We start from the raw sequence: 18,532 nt of genomic DNA on the forward strand, positions 1-18,532 counted from the left end.
TGTTACACCTCCTGCACCGTTGTCATTAAGATAAGGGAAATATTATCTTCTCCGCCACGATCATTTGCAATCTGAACTAATTTTTTTCCTTTTTCCTGAATGGAAGCCGTTGCTGTAATAATTTCGCCCATTTCCTCTGTAGACAGTTTATTACTTAACCCATCAGAACAAATGAGTAAAAAGGCCTCATTTGATAAAGTGATTTCATAAAAATCAGGTTCAATCGATATTTCTGTACCGAGTGCTTTTAAAATAAAGTTCCGTTGAGGATGATTTTGTGCCTCTTCTTCACTAATTTCTCCATTTTCCAATAAAATATTTACATAAGAATGATCTCTCGTTACTAACTTTACTGTTTCGTTTGTAATATGGTATACACGACTATCGCCGACATGGCTTATCGTGCAATCCTTCTTGTCAAGCAACACAGCAATCATTGTCGTTCCCATTCCTTGACAATTTTCATGTGTTAATGAATAATGATATATTTTTTGATTAATATGTGACACCGCATTACGCAACCATTCCAGCTTTAACTGTTTTGTTGCAAAACTTTCTGCATTTTCTTCTTTAAAGAGTGCATGCATTTCGGTAATAACCATTTCACTCGCTACATCACCAGCATTATGACCACCCATACCATCTGCTAAAATCGCAAGCTTAAAATGATCGGGGCGCTCAAAAAACGCGGCCCGATCTTCATTTATTTTTCGCTTTAACCCAATATCACTTTCCACTGTAAAGTTCACTATAGTCCACCTACTTTGTTTCGTGTGATCGTTCCTGTGCACGTAACTGGCCACATGCAGCTGCAATATCTGCACCTTGCTCACGACGGATTGTTACGTTAATCCCCTGCTCCTTAAGCGTTCTTTCAAAAGCAAAAATTTTACTGCGTGATGTACGAATATAATCACGCTCCGGCACGTAGTTAATCGGAATTAAGTTGACATGACATTTAATATTTTTAATCAGCTTCGCCAGTTCCATCGCTACTTCTTCTGTATCATTTTGCCCTGACATTAAACCGTATTCAAATGTGACACGACGTCCTGTTTTCTTCGTATAGTATTTTACTGCTTCCATCAATTCTTCTAATTTATATGCTTTAGCAATCGGCATTAATTTCTGACGGGCCTCTTGGTTTGGTGCGTGTAGAGAAACCGCAAAGTTAATTTGCATACCTTCATCTGCGAATTCGTAAATTTTCGGCACGATTCCTGAAGTCGAAACCGTAATATGGCGGGCACCGATATTTAATCCTTTGTCATCATTCATAATTTTAAGGAAGTTCATCATTGCATCATAGTTATCAAAAGGCTCACCAATACCCATAATTACGATTGATGATACGCGCTCTTCTGTTTCATCAAGCTGTTGTTGTACTTTTACGACCTGCTCAACAATTTCTCCTGCCATTAAATGACGCTTCAACCCACCTAATGTAGATGCACAGAATGTACAACCGATACGGCAGCCTACTTGTGTCGTTACACAAATTGAATTTCCGTAATCATGTCGCATCAATACCGTTTCAATTGAATAGCCGTCCTGCAGCTGGAATAAAAACTTGATTGTACCGTCTTTTGATTCCTGCTTAATAATTGTTGAAAGTGTCGTTAATGCAAACTCGGCTTCCAGCTTTTCACGCAATGATTTCGGTAAGTTTGACATTTCTTCAAACGTTTGGACACGTTTTTCATAAAGCCATTCATATATTTGCGCTGCACGGAAAGCCTTTTCTCCATTTGCTGTTAGCCATTCCTTCATTTCATCTAAACGTAAAGAATAGATTGAAGGTTTTAACTGTGGCTTTTCCTTTTTCACACGTCGTACCGGCTTATCTGCTGTTTCTTCCACTAAATCCTGAATTCGTTCATCAAATTGTTTTAATTGTTCTTGCTCCATTAGTTAATTGGACGCTCCTTTTTTTACGAATGCAGCTACGAAAAATCCGTCACTGCCTATATCTTGCGGGAATACTTGCAGCATCCCGTCCTGTTGCTTCGCTTCTAGTTGTGTTGGTAAATTTTCAATCGGCACCAAGTTCATTTCAGGGTGCTCTTTTAAGAAGGCTTGTACCGTACCTTCATTTTCACTGCGGTCTACTGTGCATGTTGAATACACTAATCGTCCGTCTTGTTTTAATAGCTGGACTGCATTATTTAAAATCGAAAGCTGAATTGTTTGCAGGCTCTCTAAATCTTCTTCTCGCTTTGTATATTTAATATCCGGCTTGCGTCGCATTACGCCCAAACCTGAGCAAGGTGCGTCAACCAGAATGGCATCATAGCCTTCCTTTTGTAGGAAGCCAGCTGCTTTTCTTCCGTCAAGCGGAGCTGTTTCGATAATATTCAATCCTAGACGCGCAACATTCTCTTCGATTAAATCCAATTTCTTCGGATGAAGATCGGTCGCTAAAATTGAACCTTCGTTTTTCATAACTTCAGCAAGATGCGTTGTTTTCCCTCCTGGTGCTGCACACATATCAAGTACTTTCATACCTGGCTGCGGATTCAGCACTTTTGCCGGCAGCATCGAGCTTTCATCCTGAATCGTAATAAGCCCATTTCGGAACGCTCCCGTACGTGCAGCCTGCCCGCTTTCAAGATGCAGACATTCAGGTATATACTCACTGCGGCGCGCTTTTACACCTTCACGTTCAAGCGTTGTCAATACTTGTTCAACAGTTGCTTTCGTCGTGTTGACACGTACCGTCTGCAATGGTGCAATATTATTTTCAAGCAGCATTTCACGTGTTTTATCATAGCCGTAGCTTTCAACCCATCGATCGACCAGCCATTGCGGATGGCTCGTTTCGATTGCCAGACGCTCATTTGCATCTTCTATTAAATCGGTTGAACGAACACCTTCACGTAAAATTGAACGTAAAATACCATTTACCATTGAGGCAATCCCTTTATGGCCTCGTCGTTTTGCAATTTCTACTGCTTCATTGACAGCGGCGTGTGCTGGAATACGTGTTAAATACTGCATTTGATAGAGCGACATACGCAACAGCCAGCGTACCCAAATATCCACTTTTCCGCGAATAAATGGCTCCAGATAATAATCCAGTGTCAGTTTATGCTGCAATGTTCCATATGTGAGCTCTGTTAACAGGCCACGGTCTTTCGCATCGATTTTATATTTCTCAATTGTTTGGTGTAATAATAAATTGCTGTATGCCTGGCTTTTATCGACCGTCAATAAAATCGTTAAAGCGGCATCCCGAACATTACCGTCCCAAATCACTTGTTTCTTTTTACTCATTCAAAACGGTCCCCAATCTGTAATTTCGAGCCCGTACCACGTAAAAACTCTTCTGCTGTCATGCGTTTCTTCCCTGCTGGTTGTACATCATACAGCGCCAATGTACTGCCATCGCCTGTCGCTACTTCAAAATGATCTTTTTCAATTTTCACGACTTCTCCAGGTGCAGCGTTTGTTGAAGTTTCGCCAACCTTTGCCGCCCAGATTTTAAAGTTAGCCCCTTCAAATGTCGTATAGGCAACAGGCCAAGGGTGTAATCCGCGCACTTGATTATACAATGCACGCGCTTCATTATTCCAATCAATCAACTCCTGTTCGCGGCTAATATTGCGCGCAAATGTTACGAGTGATTCATCCTGTGGAATGCGGGAATTTGTCCCGTCGATAATCGATGGCATTGTTTCTTTTAATAGTTCACGACCAACGGCACTTAATTTATCAAACATTGTACCCGTATTATCCGTATCTTCAATAGCAATTTCCCGTTGCGAAATAATATCCCCGGCATCCAGTTTTTCCGCCATATACATAATCGTTACACCTGTTGTTGCCTGTCCATCAATAATTGCCTGATGAATTGGTGCACCGCCTCGGTAAGCAGGCAATAATGACGCATGGACATTAATGCAACCTAATCGCGGTGCATCAAGCAGTTCTTTCGGCAAAATTTGTCCAAAAGCCGCTGTTACTACAAGGTCAGCATTTAATGCCAAAATTTCTTCCAGCTCCTGTGAACCGCGTAGCTTTTCAGGCTGAATAACATGTAAGCCTAATTGTAGTGCTTCCTCTTTTACAGGCGGCGGCGTTAGTACTTTTTTACGACCAACTGGACGGTCCGGCTGTGTCACAACCGCTGCGATATCATAGCCTTCTTCATGAAGCATACGCAAAATTGGCGCTGAAAAGGCAGGTGTTCCCATAAATACGATTTTTGTCATCGATTATTCCTCCTCAGCGTCCGCGTAAAGCTCTTCTAATTCTTCCTCTGTTAATACACGCGTCATTTTCGAATCAAATAAAACACCGTCTAAATGATCGATTTCATGCAAAATACAACGTGCTTCAAAGTCTTCAGCTTCAAGTTCATAAATACGTCCTTCACGGTCAGATGCTTCGATTTTAACGTAAGTTGGACGCTTGACCATTCCAAACAGGTCCGGGAAACTTAAACAGCCTTCTACATCTTCTTCTTCACCACGTGTTTCAATTACGATCGGGTTGATCATTTCTAAAATATCTTCGCCTAATTCTACGATTGCTACACGTAAATCAACATTAATTTGAGGTGCAGCAATGCCTACACCATCATTTTCTACCATCGTGTCATATAAATCATCTAAAAGTTGAATGATATTTTCATCGATCACTTCAACTTCTCGCGTTTTTTGTGATAATACATTCGCTGGGTTTTTCACAACTTCTTTAATTGCCATTTTAATACCTCTTTCTATATGCATTAGATCATTGTCGGATCTAAATCAACTGTTAGCACTATGCCTTTTTTAATCCATTCCGATCGATACAGTTTTATAAGCTGTAAAAGAACCGGAATTAAATTTGGCTCTACTTTATATTTTATCAAACATTGATAACGATATCTATTTTGGAGACGAGCGATGCTGGCTGTTGTCGGTCCGATAACGGAAACATTAAATGATAAATTGGAACGCAAATACTCCGCGACACGTCCTGCATATTCTGCAGCAAACATGACGTCTTCATGAGAAACTTGAATAAGTGCAATATAATAATAAGGCGGATATCCGGCAATATGCCTAGCATGCATTTCACGTTCATAAAACGGTGTATAATGCTGATCTTTAGACAGTTGGATCGCATAATGCTCCGGTGTATACGTTTGGATATATACTTCACCAAGCTTATTATGGCGTCCTGCTCGTCCACTAACTTGCGTCATAAGCTGGAATGTTTTTTCCGCAGCCCGGTAATCCGGTAAATGAAGCGATGTATCGGCACTCAATACGCCGACTAATGTAATATTCGGGAAATCAAGTCCTTTTGCAATCATTTGCGTACCGAGCAGAATATCCGCTTCGCCTCGACCGAACGCATCGAGCATTTTTTCATGTGCCCCTTTTTGTTTGGTCGTATCGACATCCATCCGCATGACACGCGCTTCCGGAAACAGCTTATAAATTTCTTCTTCCACCTTTTGTGTACCGGTACCGAAATAACGAATGTTTTCACTTAAGCATTCCGGACATGTTTCCGGAATATATTCGTCGTGACCGCAATAATGGCATTTCAGCTTTTCCTGATAGCGGTGATACGTTAACGAAATATCACAGTTAGGACATTGCACTGTTGTTCCGCAATCCCTGCATAATACAAACGATGAATAGCCGCGGCGATTTAAAAACAGCACGGTCTGCTCTTTTTTATCTAGACGGTCCCTTAATGCCTCCATTAGCGGTTCAGAAAACATCGAGCGGTTTCCTGCCTGAAGCTGTTCCCGCATATCGATAATCTGAACAGACGGCAATGGCTGATTTTTTGCCCGCTGTGACAATGTCAGCAATGTATATACACCTTTTTTCGCACGTGCAAACGATTCTAATGCAGGTGTCGCACTCCCTAATATAACAGGACAATTATAATAATTTCCGCGCCATATCGCGACATCCCGTGCATGGTAGCGGGGGGAATCTTCCTGCTTGTATGTTGACTCATGTTCTTCATCCAATATAAGCAAACCGAGATTTTTAAACGGTGCAAAAACAGCTGACCGTGCACCCACGACTACCTTAACTTTCCCTTGCTGCACTTTCCGCCATTCATCATATTTTTCACCGACCGACAATCCGCTATGCATGACCGCTACTTCATTACCGAAACGAGATTTGAAACGCTCTGTCATTTGCGGTGTCAATGATATTTCAGGTACGAGTACAATCGCTTCTTTGCCGTCTGCGATTGTACGCTGGATCGCCTGCAAATACACTTCTGTTTTCCCGCTGCCTGTAATGCCGTGAAGCAGAAAAGTCTCTTGACGCTTATCATCTATCGCTTCCGTAATTTTTTTCAGTGCCCCGTCTTGCTCATCTGTCAATTGTAAGAAGTCTGTTTTCACGACTTCCTTTGTAAACGGATCGCGGTAAACTTCTTCTTGTATATACGCTGCTGCCCCTTTATCAATGACACTGTTTAATACACTGCTTGTCACTTGAACAGCTTCATAAATTTGTTCCGGTAAAACGACGGCTCCCGCATGCTCCTGCATCCATTCCATTAATGCCAGCTGCTTCGGTGCCCGTTTCCCCATTTGTCCGATAACTTCTTCTATTTGTTCACGGGAATATATTTGCACTTTGCGTACTTGTTTTACTTGGCCTTTTTGTTTCACTTCATTTTCAATATTGAGAAGGCCGTCTTTTACTGCCCGTTTTACTGGTTTTAATAAGTTTGCCTTTTCAAATTGGGCTAAATTCACTTTTTCGGTTTTCTCGAAGTAAGGCTGCAGCATTTCAGGTAATTGCGGAATTTCGCCTAGCAGGACAGCATACTTCTCATACTTGGCCCGCAAAGCACCCGGCAGCATTACTTGTAATGCATCAATTTCATAACAGATTGTTTGATGCTTCAGCCATTTTGCCAAGCTCAGCATTTCCTCCGTTAAAATAGATTCCAAATCGAGTATTTCCGAAATCGGCTTTATTTTTTCAACCGGAACGTCTGATTCAGTTGTAATGCCGACGACAAATCCAAGCACATTGCGCGGTCCGAATGGCACTTTGACACGACATCCTATGTCTATCAGCTCTTCCCAATCTTCCGGTATTAAATAATCGAAAGGACGGTCAACCGGATATGCGGAAACATCGACGATTACTTGTGCAAATCTCATTGTCCATCGCTTCCTGATTGCTCACGGAAATGCCTTTCTACGAGTGCCGTAATTTTTTCCGGCTCTTCCAGACGCCCTTTCCCTATATAGCCGCATGCCAAAAATCCTTCAGACGGTTCGATAAAGCGGATGCCATCTTCATGAAGTTGTGCAATATTCCGTAAAACGGCCGGATGTTCATACATATGTACATTCATAGCCGGTGCCACCCATACAGGTGCAGTCGTTGCAAGTAAGGTTGTTGTCACCATATCATCCGCCATACCATGTGCCATTTTCGCAATCATATTGGCTGTTGCAGGAGCTACGATAACTAAATCGGCCCAATCTGCCAAATCAATATGGGCAATGACATTGGAATCTTTTTCATCGAAAGTATCAAAAAACACGTCGTTTTTAGACATCACTTGGAAGCTCAAAGGGGTAACGAACTTTTGTGCAGAAGCTGTCATAATCACTTTTACGTTAAAGCCTGCCTGAGACAGTTTGCTTACTAACGCTACCGCTTTATATACAGCAATTCCACCCGACACACACAATAGTATATTGTTTTTTTTCATTATTTTACCGTCCTTTCAAAGGATAAGCTCCCAAAGAAAAATTCTTAGGGAGCTTCTACTCAGGGAGTATTCTTTTAGTAAATTACCAACTAGATTTCGTCTTCGTAAACAGTTGAAGCGTCTTGTTGAACTTTGCGAAGCTTTCCGGCAGCTACTTCTTCCAATGCTTTTCCTACTGGTTTGTAAGAAACGTATGAGCTTAAGTGCTCGCCGCCCTCTTCTTGCATTTGGCGCGCACGTTTTGAAGCTAAGCTCACTAAAGAATACTTAGAATCAATTTGTTTTTTTAACTTATCTACTGATGGATATAACATGGTTTCATTCTCCTCTCAACATTGACAAATAGCGTTTTTCCACACGTTCACGGCGGCAGTGCTCTGCTACTATGATAGCATTTATTTTATCACATGCATTTTGAACTTGGTCGTTTTCTACAACATAATCATATAAACTCATCATTTCGACTTCTTCACGAGCAGTAGCGATACGACGGGCGATTACATCTTCTGTTTCCGTACCACGCCCAACTAAACGTTGTTCCAATTCGGAAATGCTTGGTGGTGCTAAAAAAATAAACAACGCATCTGGTGCTTTTTCACGAATTTGTGCTGCTCCTTGTACTTCAATTTCCAAAAATACATCGCGTCCTGCTTCTAGCGTTTCGTGTACATATGCAAGTGGCGTACCGTAATAATTGCCGACAAATTCTGCATGTTCCAGTAAGCCTCCTTGCTCGATTAACGCTTCGAATTCCTCACGTGTTCTAAAGAAATAGTCTACACCATCTTCTTCTCCTTCGCGAGGATTACGTGTTGTCATTGAAATCGAATATTCGTAATTCGTATCCGGCTGTGAAAAGAGCTCTTTTCGAACTGTCCCTTTACCCACACCTGATGGACCAGATAAAACAATTAATAATCCACGTTGTTTTTTCATAAGTAACTCCTTTATATCATTCAATATTTTGAACTTGTTCACGCATTTTTTCTAAAATCGTCTTCGCCTGCACGACTGCTGCTGAACATTGGGTAGACTGATTTTTTGAACCGATTGTATTAATTTCCCGGTTCATTTCCTGCATAAGGAAATCAAGCTTGCGTCCAATCGCAATGTTTTCAGTTAACGTTTCGGATAACTGATTAAAATGACTCTCTAAACGGTCAAGCTCTTCTGTAATATCAATCCGCTCTGCAAAGATCGCAACTTCTGTAAGTAAACGATCGTCCAATGAATGACCGCTTGCCACTTCTTCTAAACGGCTCATTAAACGTTCACGATATTTTTCAACTGCGAGCGGTGCAAATTGCCGAATTTCAGCAATTTGCGCTTCCAAATCCGCTTTATACTGCAGCATCACTTGCTGCAATCCTTGCCCTTCACGATCACGCATCGCAATGAGGTTTTGGATTGCTTCTGCCAAAGCATTTTTAACAGCATCGATAATCTCATCCTGCATGAACTCAATTTTTTCAACTTGCAACACTTGGTCCAAACTTACAATTTCCTGCATTGTCCACTTTTCCTCCATCGGAACTGTTTGTGACAACTCCTTTTTTGCTTGGAGAAAAGCATTGAGCAGTGACCAATTGATTTGAATCGTCTGTTCAGTGTCATGGAGCTCCTTCAGAAAAATGATAACATCTATTTTCCCACGAGAAACTGCATCCGACAACATTTTTTTTGCTACTACTTCAGATTCCATCCATTCTTTTGGAAACTTTGTATTAATTTCTAAAAAACGATGATTCACAGCACGAATTTCAACAGTGAGTTGAAAGTGTTTCGTTGTTGTGACCCCCCTGCCGAATCCGGTCATACTACGTACCAAGGTTCGTCACATCCTTCTTTACTTAATTGTTTCAATTATAGCATATGTGTTATCAATTTTGCGTTAACGTCTATTATCCAAATATATATTTTATCATAGTTAGGATGTAATAAAATACTTTTTATTTTATGTAAAAAGGAAAGAATTGGCTTTCTATAATTAGGGAGTTGATTTCCATTCCGGGGCGGACGCTTTCCGCGGGCGTGGCCTGTGCCTGTAGTCTCAGGCGTCACGCTGCTCCCGCTGGAGTCGCCACCCCTCCATTCCAATCAACAGGCTTTAATCATATTTCCCTCATATAAATAATACGCTTCCTTAATATATAGTAATTTACGATAACTACAGGTTTAAACGAAAAAATGGTATGATTAAACAATCAAAAAGACTTATTTAATGAAAGAGGCATAAAGATGGCATTTGACGGACTATTTACTCGTTCGATGAGCAAGGAACTACAAAGCCTGACTTCCGGACGTATTACAAAAATTTATCAGCCGAATGCACTTGAAGTTGTATTGCAAATTCGTGCAGCAGGCCAAAACAGTAAACTATTATTTTCTATCCACCCTTCCTATTCCCGCGTTCACATAACAGATCAGTCGATTGAAAATCCGGCTGACCCGCCAATGTTTTGTATGCTGTTACGCAAACATATTGAAGGAGGCTTTATTTCATCTGTTGTTCAGGACGGCTTTGAACGGGTAATCACTTTTGAAATCGACAGTAAAAATGAAATCGGCGATGCCGTAAAGCGAAAACTCGTCATCGAAATTATGGGGCGTCATAGTAACTTGCTGTTAATCGATGCTCAAAATGATGTCATTATTGACAGCATCAAACATTTGCCGCCATCGATGAACAGCTATCGGACTGTTTTACCAGGTCAGCAATATATCGCGCCGCCACAACAACAAAAAATTGCACTGACAAGTTTATCCGATGTAGAGTTGAAAGAGGTTTTTACAAAACAACCAACTACTAAAGATATTGTCGAACAATTTGCCGGTTTCTCTCCTTTGCATGCAAACGAGTTACTGTACCGCATTACGACAAATGATGCGGTAACAGCATGCAGACAGCTGATGAACGAAATTGCAACGAGCGCTAACCCGACCTATGTTGAGCAGGAAGGGAAAATCTATTTCTCGCCAACAGCGCTAACTCATTTATCAGGCACTGTTACGAATTATGAAACACTTGGCGAACTGCTTGACCGTGTATTTTTCGCCCGTGCAAAACGGGACCGGGTGAAACAGCAAGCCGGTGATCTCGAACGCTGGCTGCAAAATGAATTGAATAAATTAAAACTGAAACAAAAAAAGCTGCAAAAAGATTATGAACGTGCTCAAAATCTGGAGCAGTTCCAACTTTACGGTGAGCTTTTAATGGCTAATCTCTATAATTTCGAAAAAGGCGCTGAATACGTCGACGTTGAAAACTATTACAGCGAAAACGCCGAAACAGTTAGAATACCGATTAGCCCGAGAAAAACACCAATCGAAAATGCGCAAAGCTATTACACGAAGTACAATAAAGCGAAGACAGCGTTAATTATGATTGAGGAACAGAAGCATAAAGCAACGGAAGACATCAACTATTTGGAAATGCTTACACAGCAAGTGCAGCAAGCTTCCACTAAAGATATTGAAGAGATCCGTGAAGAGCTGGCAGAACAAGGATTACTTCGAATCCGCCAGGCAAAGCGTAAAAAGAAACCGACAAAACCTGAACCCGAAAAATTTGTATCATCTTCTGGTATTTTAATTTCGGTCGGCAAAAATAATAAGCAAAATGATTATTTGACATTCAAAATTGGAAAACGCAACGAAGTATGGCTTCATACGAAAGATATTCCGGGATCACATGTTGTCATCCATTCGGAAAACCCGGATGAACAAACATTAACGGAAGCCGCTGTATTGAGTGCTTATTTTTCTAAAGCACGCGACTCTTCGTCTGTACCGGTAGACTATACGGAAATTCGCCATGTGAAAAAACCGAATGGCGCAAAACCAGGGTTTGTTATTTATTTTGAACAAAAAACACTTTATGTCACACCGGATGAAGCGATTGTTATGCAACTGAAAAAGTAAACAAGGAAAAAACCGCTTAGAAATTTTCTAAGCGGTTCTTTTTGTTAATAATTATTTAATTGGTGCGTCAGCCGTTAATTCCAGTAGGTGTAAATTGTCCATAGTATCATTAGCATAATCAACATTGTAGTTTTTCACACGTTTGTTAATTGGAATGATTTCTGTACGGAAGTATGTCGGAATTGTTGTTGCTTGTTCGAACATATACTCTTCCCACTTACGGAATGCATCCGCACGGTATTCTGCATCAACCGCTTCTTTAGAATCGATATCAACTAATAATGCTTGTAATTCAGGTGTTACGAAACGGCTGTAGTTGAATGAAGCTCCTTCACCGTATAATCCAAGTGGAGATGGGTTTGTACCAGTACCCCATGCAGCCATGAACATATCGATTTCTGGATCATCCGCTTTTACTTTGTCGTAGAAACTGTTGAATTCGATTAAACGACCAGTAGTTAACTGTACATCTAAACCAACATCTTTCCAGTTTTGACGGTAGTATTCAACGATTGCTTCGTCAGTATCAGAACCTGACATACCTGCCATACGGATTTCGAATTTTTCACCATTTTTATCTTCACGGATTCCGTCACCGTCAACGTCTTTGTATCCAGCTTCATCTAATAATGCTTTTGCTTTTTCAGGATCATAGTTGAATCCTTCTAAAGAATTATCATGGAATGAAGCGAACGCTGGTGGAATTAATGAAGTTGCACGTGAACGTAAACCTTGGTAGAAACGCTCACCAACTTGCTCGATATCCATTGCGTATGCGATTGCTTTACGTAAGTTAGCATCATTCATTTTTGCATTTTCATCTGTAACGTTTACACTTGCAGCTGCATCCCATTTACCAAGCTTGAAGCCAAGGTAAGAGTATGCTAACTCCGGACGAGCTAATACTGTTAAGTTTTCAAGATCTTTAACGCCATCATATTGGTTTGTCGGATATGCAGATGCCATATCGTATTTACCTGTACGTAATGCTTCACCAATAGAAGATGAAGGAACTACTTGTAATACTACTTTGTCTAACTTCGGTTGACCTCTCCAGTAGTGCTCGTTCGCTACGAACTGAACAGATTCACCGTCAACTAATTTATCTAATTTAAACGGTCCTAAAGTTACAGGAGATTTACGTACCGCATCTGAAGAGATTAAGTCCTTAACAGGAATATCCTTCAATACATGTTTTGGTACTGCATAACCCCATAAACCATCACCTAAAGAGTAGATAGCCGGAGAAACTTTAGTCATAGAAATTTCAACTGTTTTGTCATCGATCTTTTTAATACCAGAGATTGTATCTGCAGTACCTGCTTTATATTCAGCAGCACCGATGATATTTTTGAAGTCATCATCATAACGGATACCTGTATAGTCAGGGTGACCGATAATTTCGTAAGCATATATGATATCTTCAACAGTCATTGGCTGACCATCAGACCATTTCACTTCGTCAGGCTGGATAGTGATTGTTACTTTGTTGTTATCTGCATCTACATCTAACTTCGCAATCCCTTTATCCGTTACAAGGAAGTCACCATCTGTTTCGAAAATTTCGTTTGTCATGAAGCCTAAAATATCTGCATCATAACCATCTTCATATAATTCATATGAGAATACTCCTTGGAAAGGAGAATCTGTTACTAAAGCGAATTGTAATGTACCGCCTTCGATTGCATCTCCATCATTTGTAACTTCTGATGGTAATGTTGGAGATTCTGCAGTAGAAGAACCGCCTTCATTTGTTTTTTCTTCTGTTTGTTTCCCATCATTTTCAGCTGGTTTTTCAGTTGACGTTTCGTCATCTCCTCCACAAGCTGCTAATACTAATGCCGTAGCAAATACTGATGACAGCATTAAACCTTTCTTTTTCTTCATCTGTTTTTCCTCCCTTATTATCCTAAACGTTGTTTTGCGTCAGCTGCGCGTCGTAACGCTTGACCAACATAATTTATACCAAGCATCATTACTAAGATTAATATTGATGCAGGCAACCATACCCACCATTTACTCGATAAAATTATCGGGTTCATAGCATAACTTACTAAAGTTCCTAAACTTGGTGTTGACGGTGGTAAACCGAAACCTAAGAATGAAAGACCAGTTTCAATCCCTACATTTCCCGCAAAGCTTAATGTCACTTCGACAATTAAGATCGAGCTTAAGTTTGGCAATAACCCTTTAAACATGATCGCAAAATCACTTGTACCCATTGTTTTAGAAGCACTAATGTAATCGCGTCGTGCTTCAGAAAGTGCTTTAGATCGCACAAGTCTGGCCGTCGACATCCACTGAAATGCTGCAATAATTAAAATTAAGTCTAATATCCCGTATGATGGAATGATTGTTACGACTACGATGATAATCATTGTAGTTGGTAGAGTGATAAAGAAATCAATAATACGCATGAAGAAATTATCGATGAAACCACCGTAATATCCCATAATAATACCAAGCATAATACCGAGAACATTTGCAATAACCGTAACCGCAATTGCGATTAAAATTGAATTCTTCGCTCCGATAATGAGCTGGCCAAGCATGTCCCGACCGGCTTCATCGGCCCCAAGAATATACCCTCGGACACCTGGTTCAGTAAAGCGATCCAATAATTGAATTTTCATTACTTCAGTTTGATCAATTGTAAAGAATGCCATAATCATAATCGCAATCATTAGCAGAATACTTCCTATTAATGAGAACATTGCTAATTTATCTTTTTTAAACTCTCGCCATATTACTTGAAAACCAGTTGGTGGAGAGCTTTGAGATTCTAATTTTTCTAATGTCTGTTCATTTTTGTTTTCCATGATTAAAATCACCTCTCCTTAGTCATTATTAATTGATTGATTAGTCTATGCGAATTCGCGGATCCACTATACTTAAGATAATATCGGATAATAGACTACCTAATAATGCTAAGAAGCCGTATAACATTACTAATGCCGTTATTACACTGTAGTCACGACTTGAAATGGATTCGACAAACAATTTACCCATTCCCGGATAAGCGAATACAGTTTCAATGAAAATCGATCCACCGAGTAAACCGGTAATCGTGAATCCTAAGAACGCTGCAATCGGTAACAAAGAGTTACGGAAGATATGACGTGAATATACTTTCTTCATCGGTATCCCTTTACTGCGTGCTGTTTTAACATAATCCATTGTTTTTGCATCAATAATTTCCGAACGTAAATATTGAATGACACCCGTCGTACCTAGCAGTGCATAGCTGGCTGCAGGTAACAATAAATGGTAGAATTTACTCCAATAATAACTCCAGGTTCCTGGATCTACCCCTATTTCCACCGTACCACTTGTCGGGAACCACATTAGCCGGTATCCGAAAATGAATACGAAAATTAAATACAGTACGAATGCAGGTATTGCATAAGAGATAAAGCTGTAAAGTACAATAGACTTATCTAAAAATGAATCGTGGTAACGTCCAGCCAGTACTCCTAGAGGAATCGCCAGCACATAAAGGAAAATTACACTAAGCAATGAAAGTAATAATGTGTTCATAGCACGATCCCCAATAATATCTGCAACCGGCTTTTTAAATGTATAACTTTGACCGAAGTCACCTTGTGCTGCATTTGTTATCCAGTTATAGTACTGTACATACCATGGATCATAAAAACCTGCTTTAACACGTAATTCTTCAATAACATTCGGATCTGTTTCAGGAGTAATTAATCCTGTAAATGGATCCCCTGGCATTTGTTTCGCTAATATGAAAATTAGGAGACTTAAAATAAATAGCTGCGGAATCATTATTAATACACGGCGAACTATCGTTTTCCACATACTATACACGCTCCTTTTCATCTTCAGACATTGCTACTCGATGTGAGTCTGAAATCGATTTTAAAGGATATACTTTTCCATCCTTATCGTAATATTTATGTTGTTCCTGGCGATATGCTGCTTCAACTTGCTGACGTTCAAGCTTACGTTCAATTCGAGTTTCAGGCTCAATATCAGGAATTGCAGAAAGCAGACGATTTGTATAAATATGCTGCGGATTTGTGTAAATATCTTCACGCTTACCTGTTTCTACGAATCTACCTTTATACATAATAGATATGTGGTCACACATATGGCGAACAACACCTAAATCGTGAGAGATGAATAAATAACTAATTCCATATTGTTCTTGAATATCCTTCATAAAGTTTAAAACTTGTGCCTGTACGGATAAATCAAGTGCCGAAACGGGCTCATCAGCAATAATCATTTTTGGGTTACATGCAACAGCACGGGCAATCCCTAAACGTTGCTTTTGTCCACCAGAAAATTCGTGCGGATATTTAAGTAGTACGTCCTCTGACATCCCTACAATTGCCAGTAGCTCATTAATACGTTTGCGCTCTTCTTGCGGAGACAACTTCAGGAAATTACGAATTGGCTCTGCTAAAATATCTAATACACGTTTACGCGGGTTCATACTGGAATGCGAATCCTGGAATATCATCTGGATATCTCGGTTATAGGCTGAATCACGTTTACGGCGTGCATTTGTTACATCTTCACCTTCGAACAGGATACGGCCTGATGTGATTTTCTCCAATCCGATAATCGCTTTACCGGTTGTTGATTTACCTGAGCCTGATTCACCTACAAGACCGTAAGTTTTTCCGCGGTCAAATTCCATCGTTACACCATCTACTGCGTAAACATGGTCAACTACTGTGTTAAAAAATCCACCTCGGATCGGATAGTGAACTTTTAAATCTTCTACTTGCATGAAACTCATTGATTTACGCTCCCTTCCTCATCCTCAAAATGGAATTCCTTCCAGCAAGTACAGCGTACAAGATGGCCAGGAGCAACTTCATGAAGCTGTGGATTTGCTTCATGTGCTGATTGCGGAATCCACGGGATACGTGATGAGAAACGGCAGCCTTGGCGTGGTAACTTCATTAAAGAAGGAACCATCCCCTGAATTATTTCTAATTTTTCATTCTCACTGTTTGTTTGAGGAATTGATTTCAGTAAAGACCTTGTATACGGGTGCTTCGGATTTCTGAATAATTCCACAACAGGTGCTTCCTCTATTACTTCTCCGGCATACATTACAGCTACTCGGTCCGCTACTTCAGCAACAACCCCTAAGTCATGTGTAATTAAAATAATACCTGATTGAATTTCATCTTGTAGTGACTTTAATAAGTCTAAAATTTGCGCTTGTATTGTTACATCAAGCGCTGTTGTCGGTTCATCCGCAATAATGATTGCAGGCTTTCCTGATAATGCGATCGCGATCATAACACGCTGACGCATACCACCCGATAACTGATGTGGGAATTGACTTGCAACACGTTGCATATTCGCAATCCCTACTTGATCCAGTAATTCAATAACACGTTTTTCACGTTGTTCTTTAGTTAATTTTGTATGATAAATTAACCCTTCTTCAATTTGCTCTCCGATACGCATTAATGGGTTTAATGCAGAAAGTGGATCTTGGAAAATGAAGCCGATGTCATTTCCTCTTAACTTATTAAACTGTTCATCTGTCAATTTAACTAAGTTTTGATTGTTGTAAAGTATTTCACCTTCAACTTTTGTAGTAACTGAATTGTGCAATCCGACTATTGATGTTGCCAAAGTACTTTTCCCGCAACCTGATTCACCAACAATTGCTAAAATCTCATTTTTGCGAAGCGTTAACGAAACATTGTCTACAGCTGGGTAGTATGTATCTTTAATTCGGAAACTCGTACGTAAATTTCGGATTTCTAATAATTCATTCGTAGACATTAAATAACCGCTCCTTTCTTCTTAAACATACATTCGACTCTGCTAAACTCGCTCTATATTAAATTTTTCCAAATAGATTAAAATACCCTTTTCAAAAAAATTTAAACCTTGCTAATACTCAGTCTTTTTAAAATATTAATAATTTGTTAATTTTTTGTACTACTCCGTAAATTATCCATAAAATATATTTACATGTCAATTATTAAACTTTCTAACTATTCTAATTTAACATTTTAAATTTATCAATAGCAAACTATTCTTTTAAATTTAAATTTTCCGATAATTTACTATAAAAATTAACGCTTTATGATTATAATTATGTCTTTTCAACATAAAAACAACTAGAAATACTTTTTTATGCGGTTTAATAAAATTTAAATTCATTAAACTTCATTATTGAAAAAACTGATAATTTGCATAATGGAATTATATAACTATAACAAAAACGTGTAAAGTATAATTTTGATAACTTCACACGTTTTCGAATATTTTTAATATTTTTTTATTTTAGATTTCCCGTTTTTAAGTCTTGATGCCACTTTTTCAGGAATGGAATATCATCTTCCTGAATAGCAGCTGCTTCTTTTGCTGCAGCGATTAAGTAATCGAAATTTGTTAAAGAAACAAATTTAACGCCAGCTTCATCAAATACCTTATCTGCTTTAGGCAGATTATATGTATAAACACATACTACCCCTAATACTTCACAACCTGCATTACGTAACGCTTCAACAGCAGTAATGGAAGAACCTCCTGTTGAGATGATATCCTCAATTACGACTACTTTTTGACCTTTGGCATATTTTCCTTCAATCTGGTTTCCGCGCCCATGCTCTTTTGCTTTTGAACGCACATACACCATTGGCAATTGCAAAATATCCGCAACCCAGGCAGCATGAGGAATTCCCGCAGTAGCAGTACCCGCAACTACTTCACAGTCAGAAAAATGCTCGTTGATTAATGATGATAGTCCATTGGCAATCTGTTTGCGAATAACAGGATCCGAAATTGTTAAACGTGTATCGCAGTAAATCGGTGACTGAATTCCTGAAGCCCATGTAAATAAATCGGTTGGATTTAATTCCACTGCTCCTACTTTTAGCATTGCATGTGCAATTTCGTTTTGTAATGACAT

Annotated in this window: 16 protein-coding genes and 1 pseudogene; 1 reads left to right on the forward strand and 16 read right to left on the reverse strand. The window is 39.6% G+C overall.

Going from position 1 to position 18,532, the window contains the following annotated elements; translation table 11 throughout:
- Positions 1 to 2: 2 nt before the first annotated feature.
- The 10 genes and pseudogenes from ACQKN3_RS09535 to ACQKN3_RS09580 form a co-directional block, all read right to left on the reverse strand.
- Positions 3 to 749, reverse strand: coding sequence for a Stp1/IreP family PP2C-type Ser/Thr phosphatase (locus ACQKN3_RS09535; protein ID WP_427711003.1), 747 nt, complete (start codon positions 747 to 749; stop codon positions 3 to 5).
- A gap of 10 nt (positions 750 to 759) precedes the next feature.
- Entirely contained in the window at positions 760 to 1,908 is a 1,149-nt protein-coding gene (rlmN, locus tag ACQKN3_RS09540) for a 23S rRNA (adenine(2503)-C(2))-methyltransferase RlmN (RefSeq protein ID WP_285848811.1), read from the reverse strand.
- Positions 1,909 to 1,911: 3 nt separating this feature from the next.
- Positions 1,912 to 3,273, reverse strand: a complete 1,362-nt coding sequence (gene rsmB / locus ACQKN3_RS09545) for a 16S rRNA (cytosine(967)-C(5))-methyltransferase RsmB (RefSeq protein ID WP_008403347.1) — start codon at positions 3,271 to 3,273, stop codon at positions 1,912 to 1,914.
- Positions 3,270 to 4,211 (reverse strand): methionyl-tRNA formyltransferase, encoded by a 942-nt coding sequence (gene fmt / locus ACQKN3_RS09550; protein WP_251689430.1) that lies wholly within the window; start codon positions 4,209 to 4,211, stop codon positions 3,270 to 3,272. Before fmt ends, rsmB begins: the two co-directional genes overlap by 4 nt.
- A gap of 3 nt (positions 4,212 to 4,214) precedes the next feature.
- Positions 4,215 to 4,706 (reverse strand): peptide deformylase, encoded by a 492-nt coding sequence (gene def, locus ACQKN3_RS09555; RefSeq protein ID WP_251689432.1) that lies wholly within the window; start codon positions 4,704 to 4,706, stop codon positions 4,215 to 4,217.
- Between the two features lie 23 nt (positions 4,707 to 4,729).
- Positions 4,730 to 7,138 (reverse strand): primosomal protein N', encoded by a 2,409-nt coding sequence (gene priA / locus ACQKN3_RS09560; protein WP_427711006.1) that lies wholly within the window; start codon positions 7,136 to 7,138, stop codon positions 4,730 to 4,732.
- Positions 7,139 to 7,152: 14 nt separating this feature from the next.
- Positions 7,153 to 7,698: pseudogene (gene coaBC, locus ACQKN3_RS09565) on the reverse strand (bifunctional phosphopantothenoylcysteine decarboxylase/phosphopantothenate--cysteine ligase CoaBC); the annotation flags it as partial.
- Between the two features lie 89 nt (positions 7,699 to 7,787).
- Complete coding sequence (gene rpoZ, locus ACQKN3_RS09570) at positions 7,788 to 8,012, reverse strand: DNA-directed RNA polymerase subunit omega (protein ID WP_008403352.1); 225 nt, start codon at positions 8,010 to 8,012, stop codon at positions 7,788 to 7,790.
- A gap of 4 nt (positions 8,013 to 8,016) precedes the next feature.
- Positions 8,017 to 8,634 carry a guanylate kinase gene (gene gmk, locus ACQKN3_RS09575; RefSeq protein ID WP_079525094.1) on the reverse strand — a complete coding sequence of 206 codons (618 nt, stop codon included), beginning with the start codon at positions 8,632 to 8,634 and terminating at the stop codon, positions 8,017 to 8,019.
- A 16-nt stretch (positions 8,635 to 8,650) separates the two neighbouring features.
- Positions 8,651 to 9,526 (reverse strand): YicC/YloC family endoribonuclease, encoded by an 876-nt coding sequence (locus tag ACQKN3_RS09580; protein WP_427711009.1) that lies wholly within the window; start codon positions 9,524 to 9,526, stop codon positions 8,651 to 8,653.
- Positions 9,527 to 9,936: 410 nt separating this feature from the next.
- On the opposite strand from ACQKN3_RS09580, the gene ACQKN3_RS09585 reads away from it, so the two are divergent.
- Entirely contained in the window at positions 9,937 to 11,619 is a 1,683-nt protein-coding gene (locus ACQKN3_RS09585; protein WP_427711011.1) for an Rqc2 family fibronectin-binding protein, read from the forward strand.
- 51 nt (positions 11,620 to 11,670) lie between these two features.
- Here ACQKN3_RS09585 and ACQKN3_RS09590 read toward each other — a convergent pair whose 3' ends face one another.
- The 6 genes from ACQKN3_RS09590 to pyrE all read right to left on the reverse strand — a co-directional run bounded on the left by ACQKN3_RS09590 (position 11,671) and on the right by pyrE (position 18,532).
- The gene (locus tag ACQKN3_RS09590; protein WP_251689439.1) at positions 11,671 to 13,506 is read right to left on the reverse strand and encodes an oligopeptide ABC transporter substrate-binding protein; all 1,836 of its coding nucleotides are present in this window, start codon (positions 13,504 to 13,506) and stop codon (positions 11,671 to 11,673) included.
- A gap of 17 nt (positions 13,507 to 13,523) precedes the next feature.
- Positions 13,524 to 14,438, reverse strand: coding sequence for an ABC transporter permease (locus ACQKN3_RS09595; RefSeq protein WP_251689441.1), 915 nt, complete (start codon positions 14,436 to 14,438; stop codon positions 13,524 to 13,526).
- Between the two features lie 40 nt (positions 14,439 to 14,478).
- Positions 14,479 to 15,441, reverse strand: coding sequence for an oligopeptide ABC transporter permease (opp4B, locus tag ACQKN3_RS09600; protein ID WP_008403358.1), 963 nt, complete (start codon positions 15,439 to 15,441; stop codon positions 14,479 to 14,481).
- Between the two features lies 1 nt (position 15,442).
- Entirely contained in the window at positions 15,443 to 16,390 is a 948-nt protein-coding gene (locus tag ACQKN3_RS09605; protein ID WP_427711014.1) for an ATP-binding cassette domain-containing protein, read from the reverse strand.
- Complete coding sequence (locus ACQKN3_RS09610) at positions 16,387 to 17,397, reverse strand: ABC transporter ATP-binding protein (RefSeq protein WP_251689445.1); 1,011 nt, start codon at positions 17,395 to 17,397, stop codon at positions 16,387 to 16,389. The genes ACQKN3_RS09605 and ACQKN3_RS09610 overlap by 4 nt, the downstream gene beginning before the upstream one ends.
- Positions 17,398 to 17,899: 502 nt before the next feature.
- Positions 17,900 to 18,532 (reverse strand): orotate phosphoribosyltransferase, encoded by a 633-nt coding sequence (gene pyrE, locus ACQKN3_RS09615; RefSeq protein WP_251689447.1) that lies wholly within the window; start codon positions 18,530 to 18,532, stop codon positions 17,900 to 17,902.

This window comes from Solibacillus sp. NPDC093137 (assembly GCF_050280445.1).
In the GTDB taxonomy this organism is placed as follows: domain Bacteria; phylum Bacillota; class Bacilli; order Bacillales_A; family Planococcaceae; genus Solibacillus; species Solibacillus isronensis_B.

Coding starts and splice junctions, on each gene's coding strand:
- rsmB (WP_008403347.1), bottom strand. CDS start 3,273: ATGAGTAAAAAGAAACAAGTGATTTGGGACGGTAATGTTCGGGATGCC.
- ACQKN3_RS09590 (WP_251689439.1), bottom strand. CDS start 13,506: ATGAAGAAAAAGAAAGGTTTAATGCTGTCATCAGTATTTGCTACGGCA.
- pyrE (WP_251689447.1), bottom strand. CDS start 18,532: ATGTCATTACAAAACGAAATTGCACATGCAATGCTAAAAGTAGGAGCA.
- def (WP_251689432.1), bottom strand. CDS start 4,706: ATGGCAATTAAAGAAGTTGTGAAAAACCCAGCGAATGTATTATCACAA.
- ACQKN3_RS09610 (WP_251689445.1), bottom strand. CDS start 17,397: ATGTCTACGAATGAATTATTAGAAATCCGAAATTTACGTACGAGTTTC.
- ACQKN3_RS09605 (WP_427711014.1), bottom strand. CDS start 16,390: ATGAGTTTCATGCAAGTAGAAGATTTAAAAGTTCACTATCCGATCCGA.
- ACQKN3_RS09595 (WP_251689441.1), bottom strand. CDS start 14,438: ATGGAAAACAAAAATGAACAGACATTAGAAAAATTAGAATCTCAAAGC.
- opp4B (WP_008403358.1), bottom strand. CDS start 15,441: ATGTGGAAAACGATAGTTCGCCGTGTATTAATAATGATTCCGCAGCTA.
- priA (WP_427711006.1), bottom strand. CDS start 7,138: ATGAGATTTGCACAAGTAATCGTCGATGTTTCCGCATATCCGGTTGAC.
- fmt (WP_251689430.1), bottom strand. CDS start 4,211: ATGACAAAAATCGTATTTATGGGAACACCTGCCTTTTCAGCGCCAATT.
- ACQKN3_RS09585 (WP_427711011.1), top strand. CDS start 9,937: ATGGCATTTGACGGACTATTTACTCGTTCGATGAGCAAGGAACTACAA.
- gmk (WP_079525094.1), bottom strand. CDS start 8,634: ATGAAAAAACAACGTGGATTATTAATTGTTTTATCTGGTCCATCAGGT.
- rlmN (WP_285848811.1), bottom strand. CDS start 1,908: ATGGAGCAAGAACAATTAAAACAATTTGATGAACGAATTCAGGATTTA.
- rpoZ (WP_008403352.1), bottom strand. CDS start 8,012: ATGTTATATCCATCAGTAGATAAGTTAAAAAAACAAATTGATTCTAAG.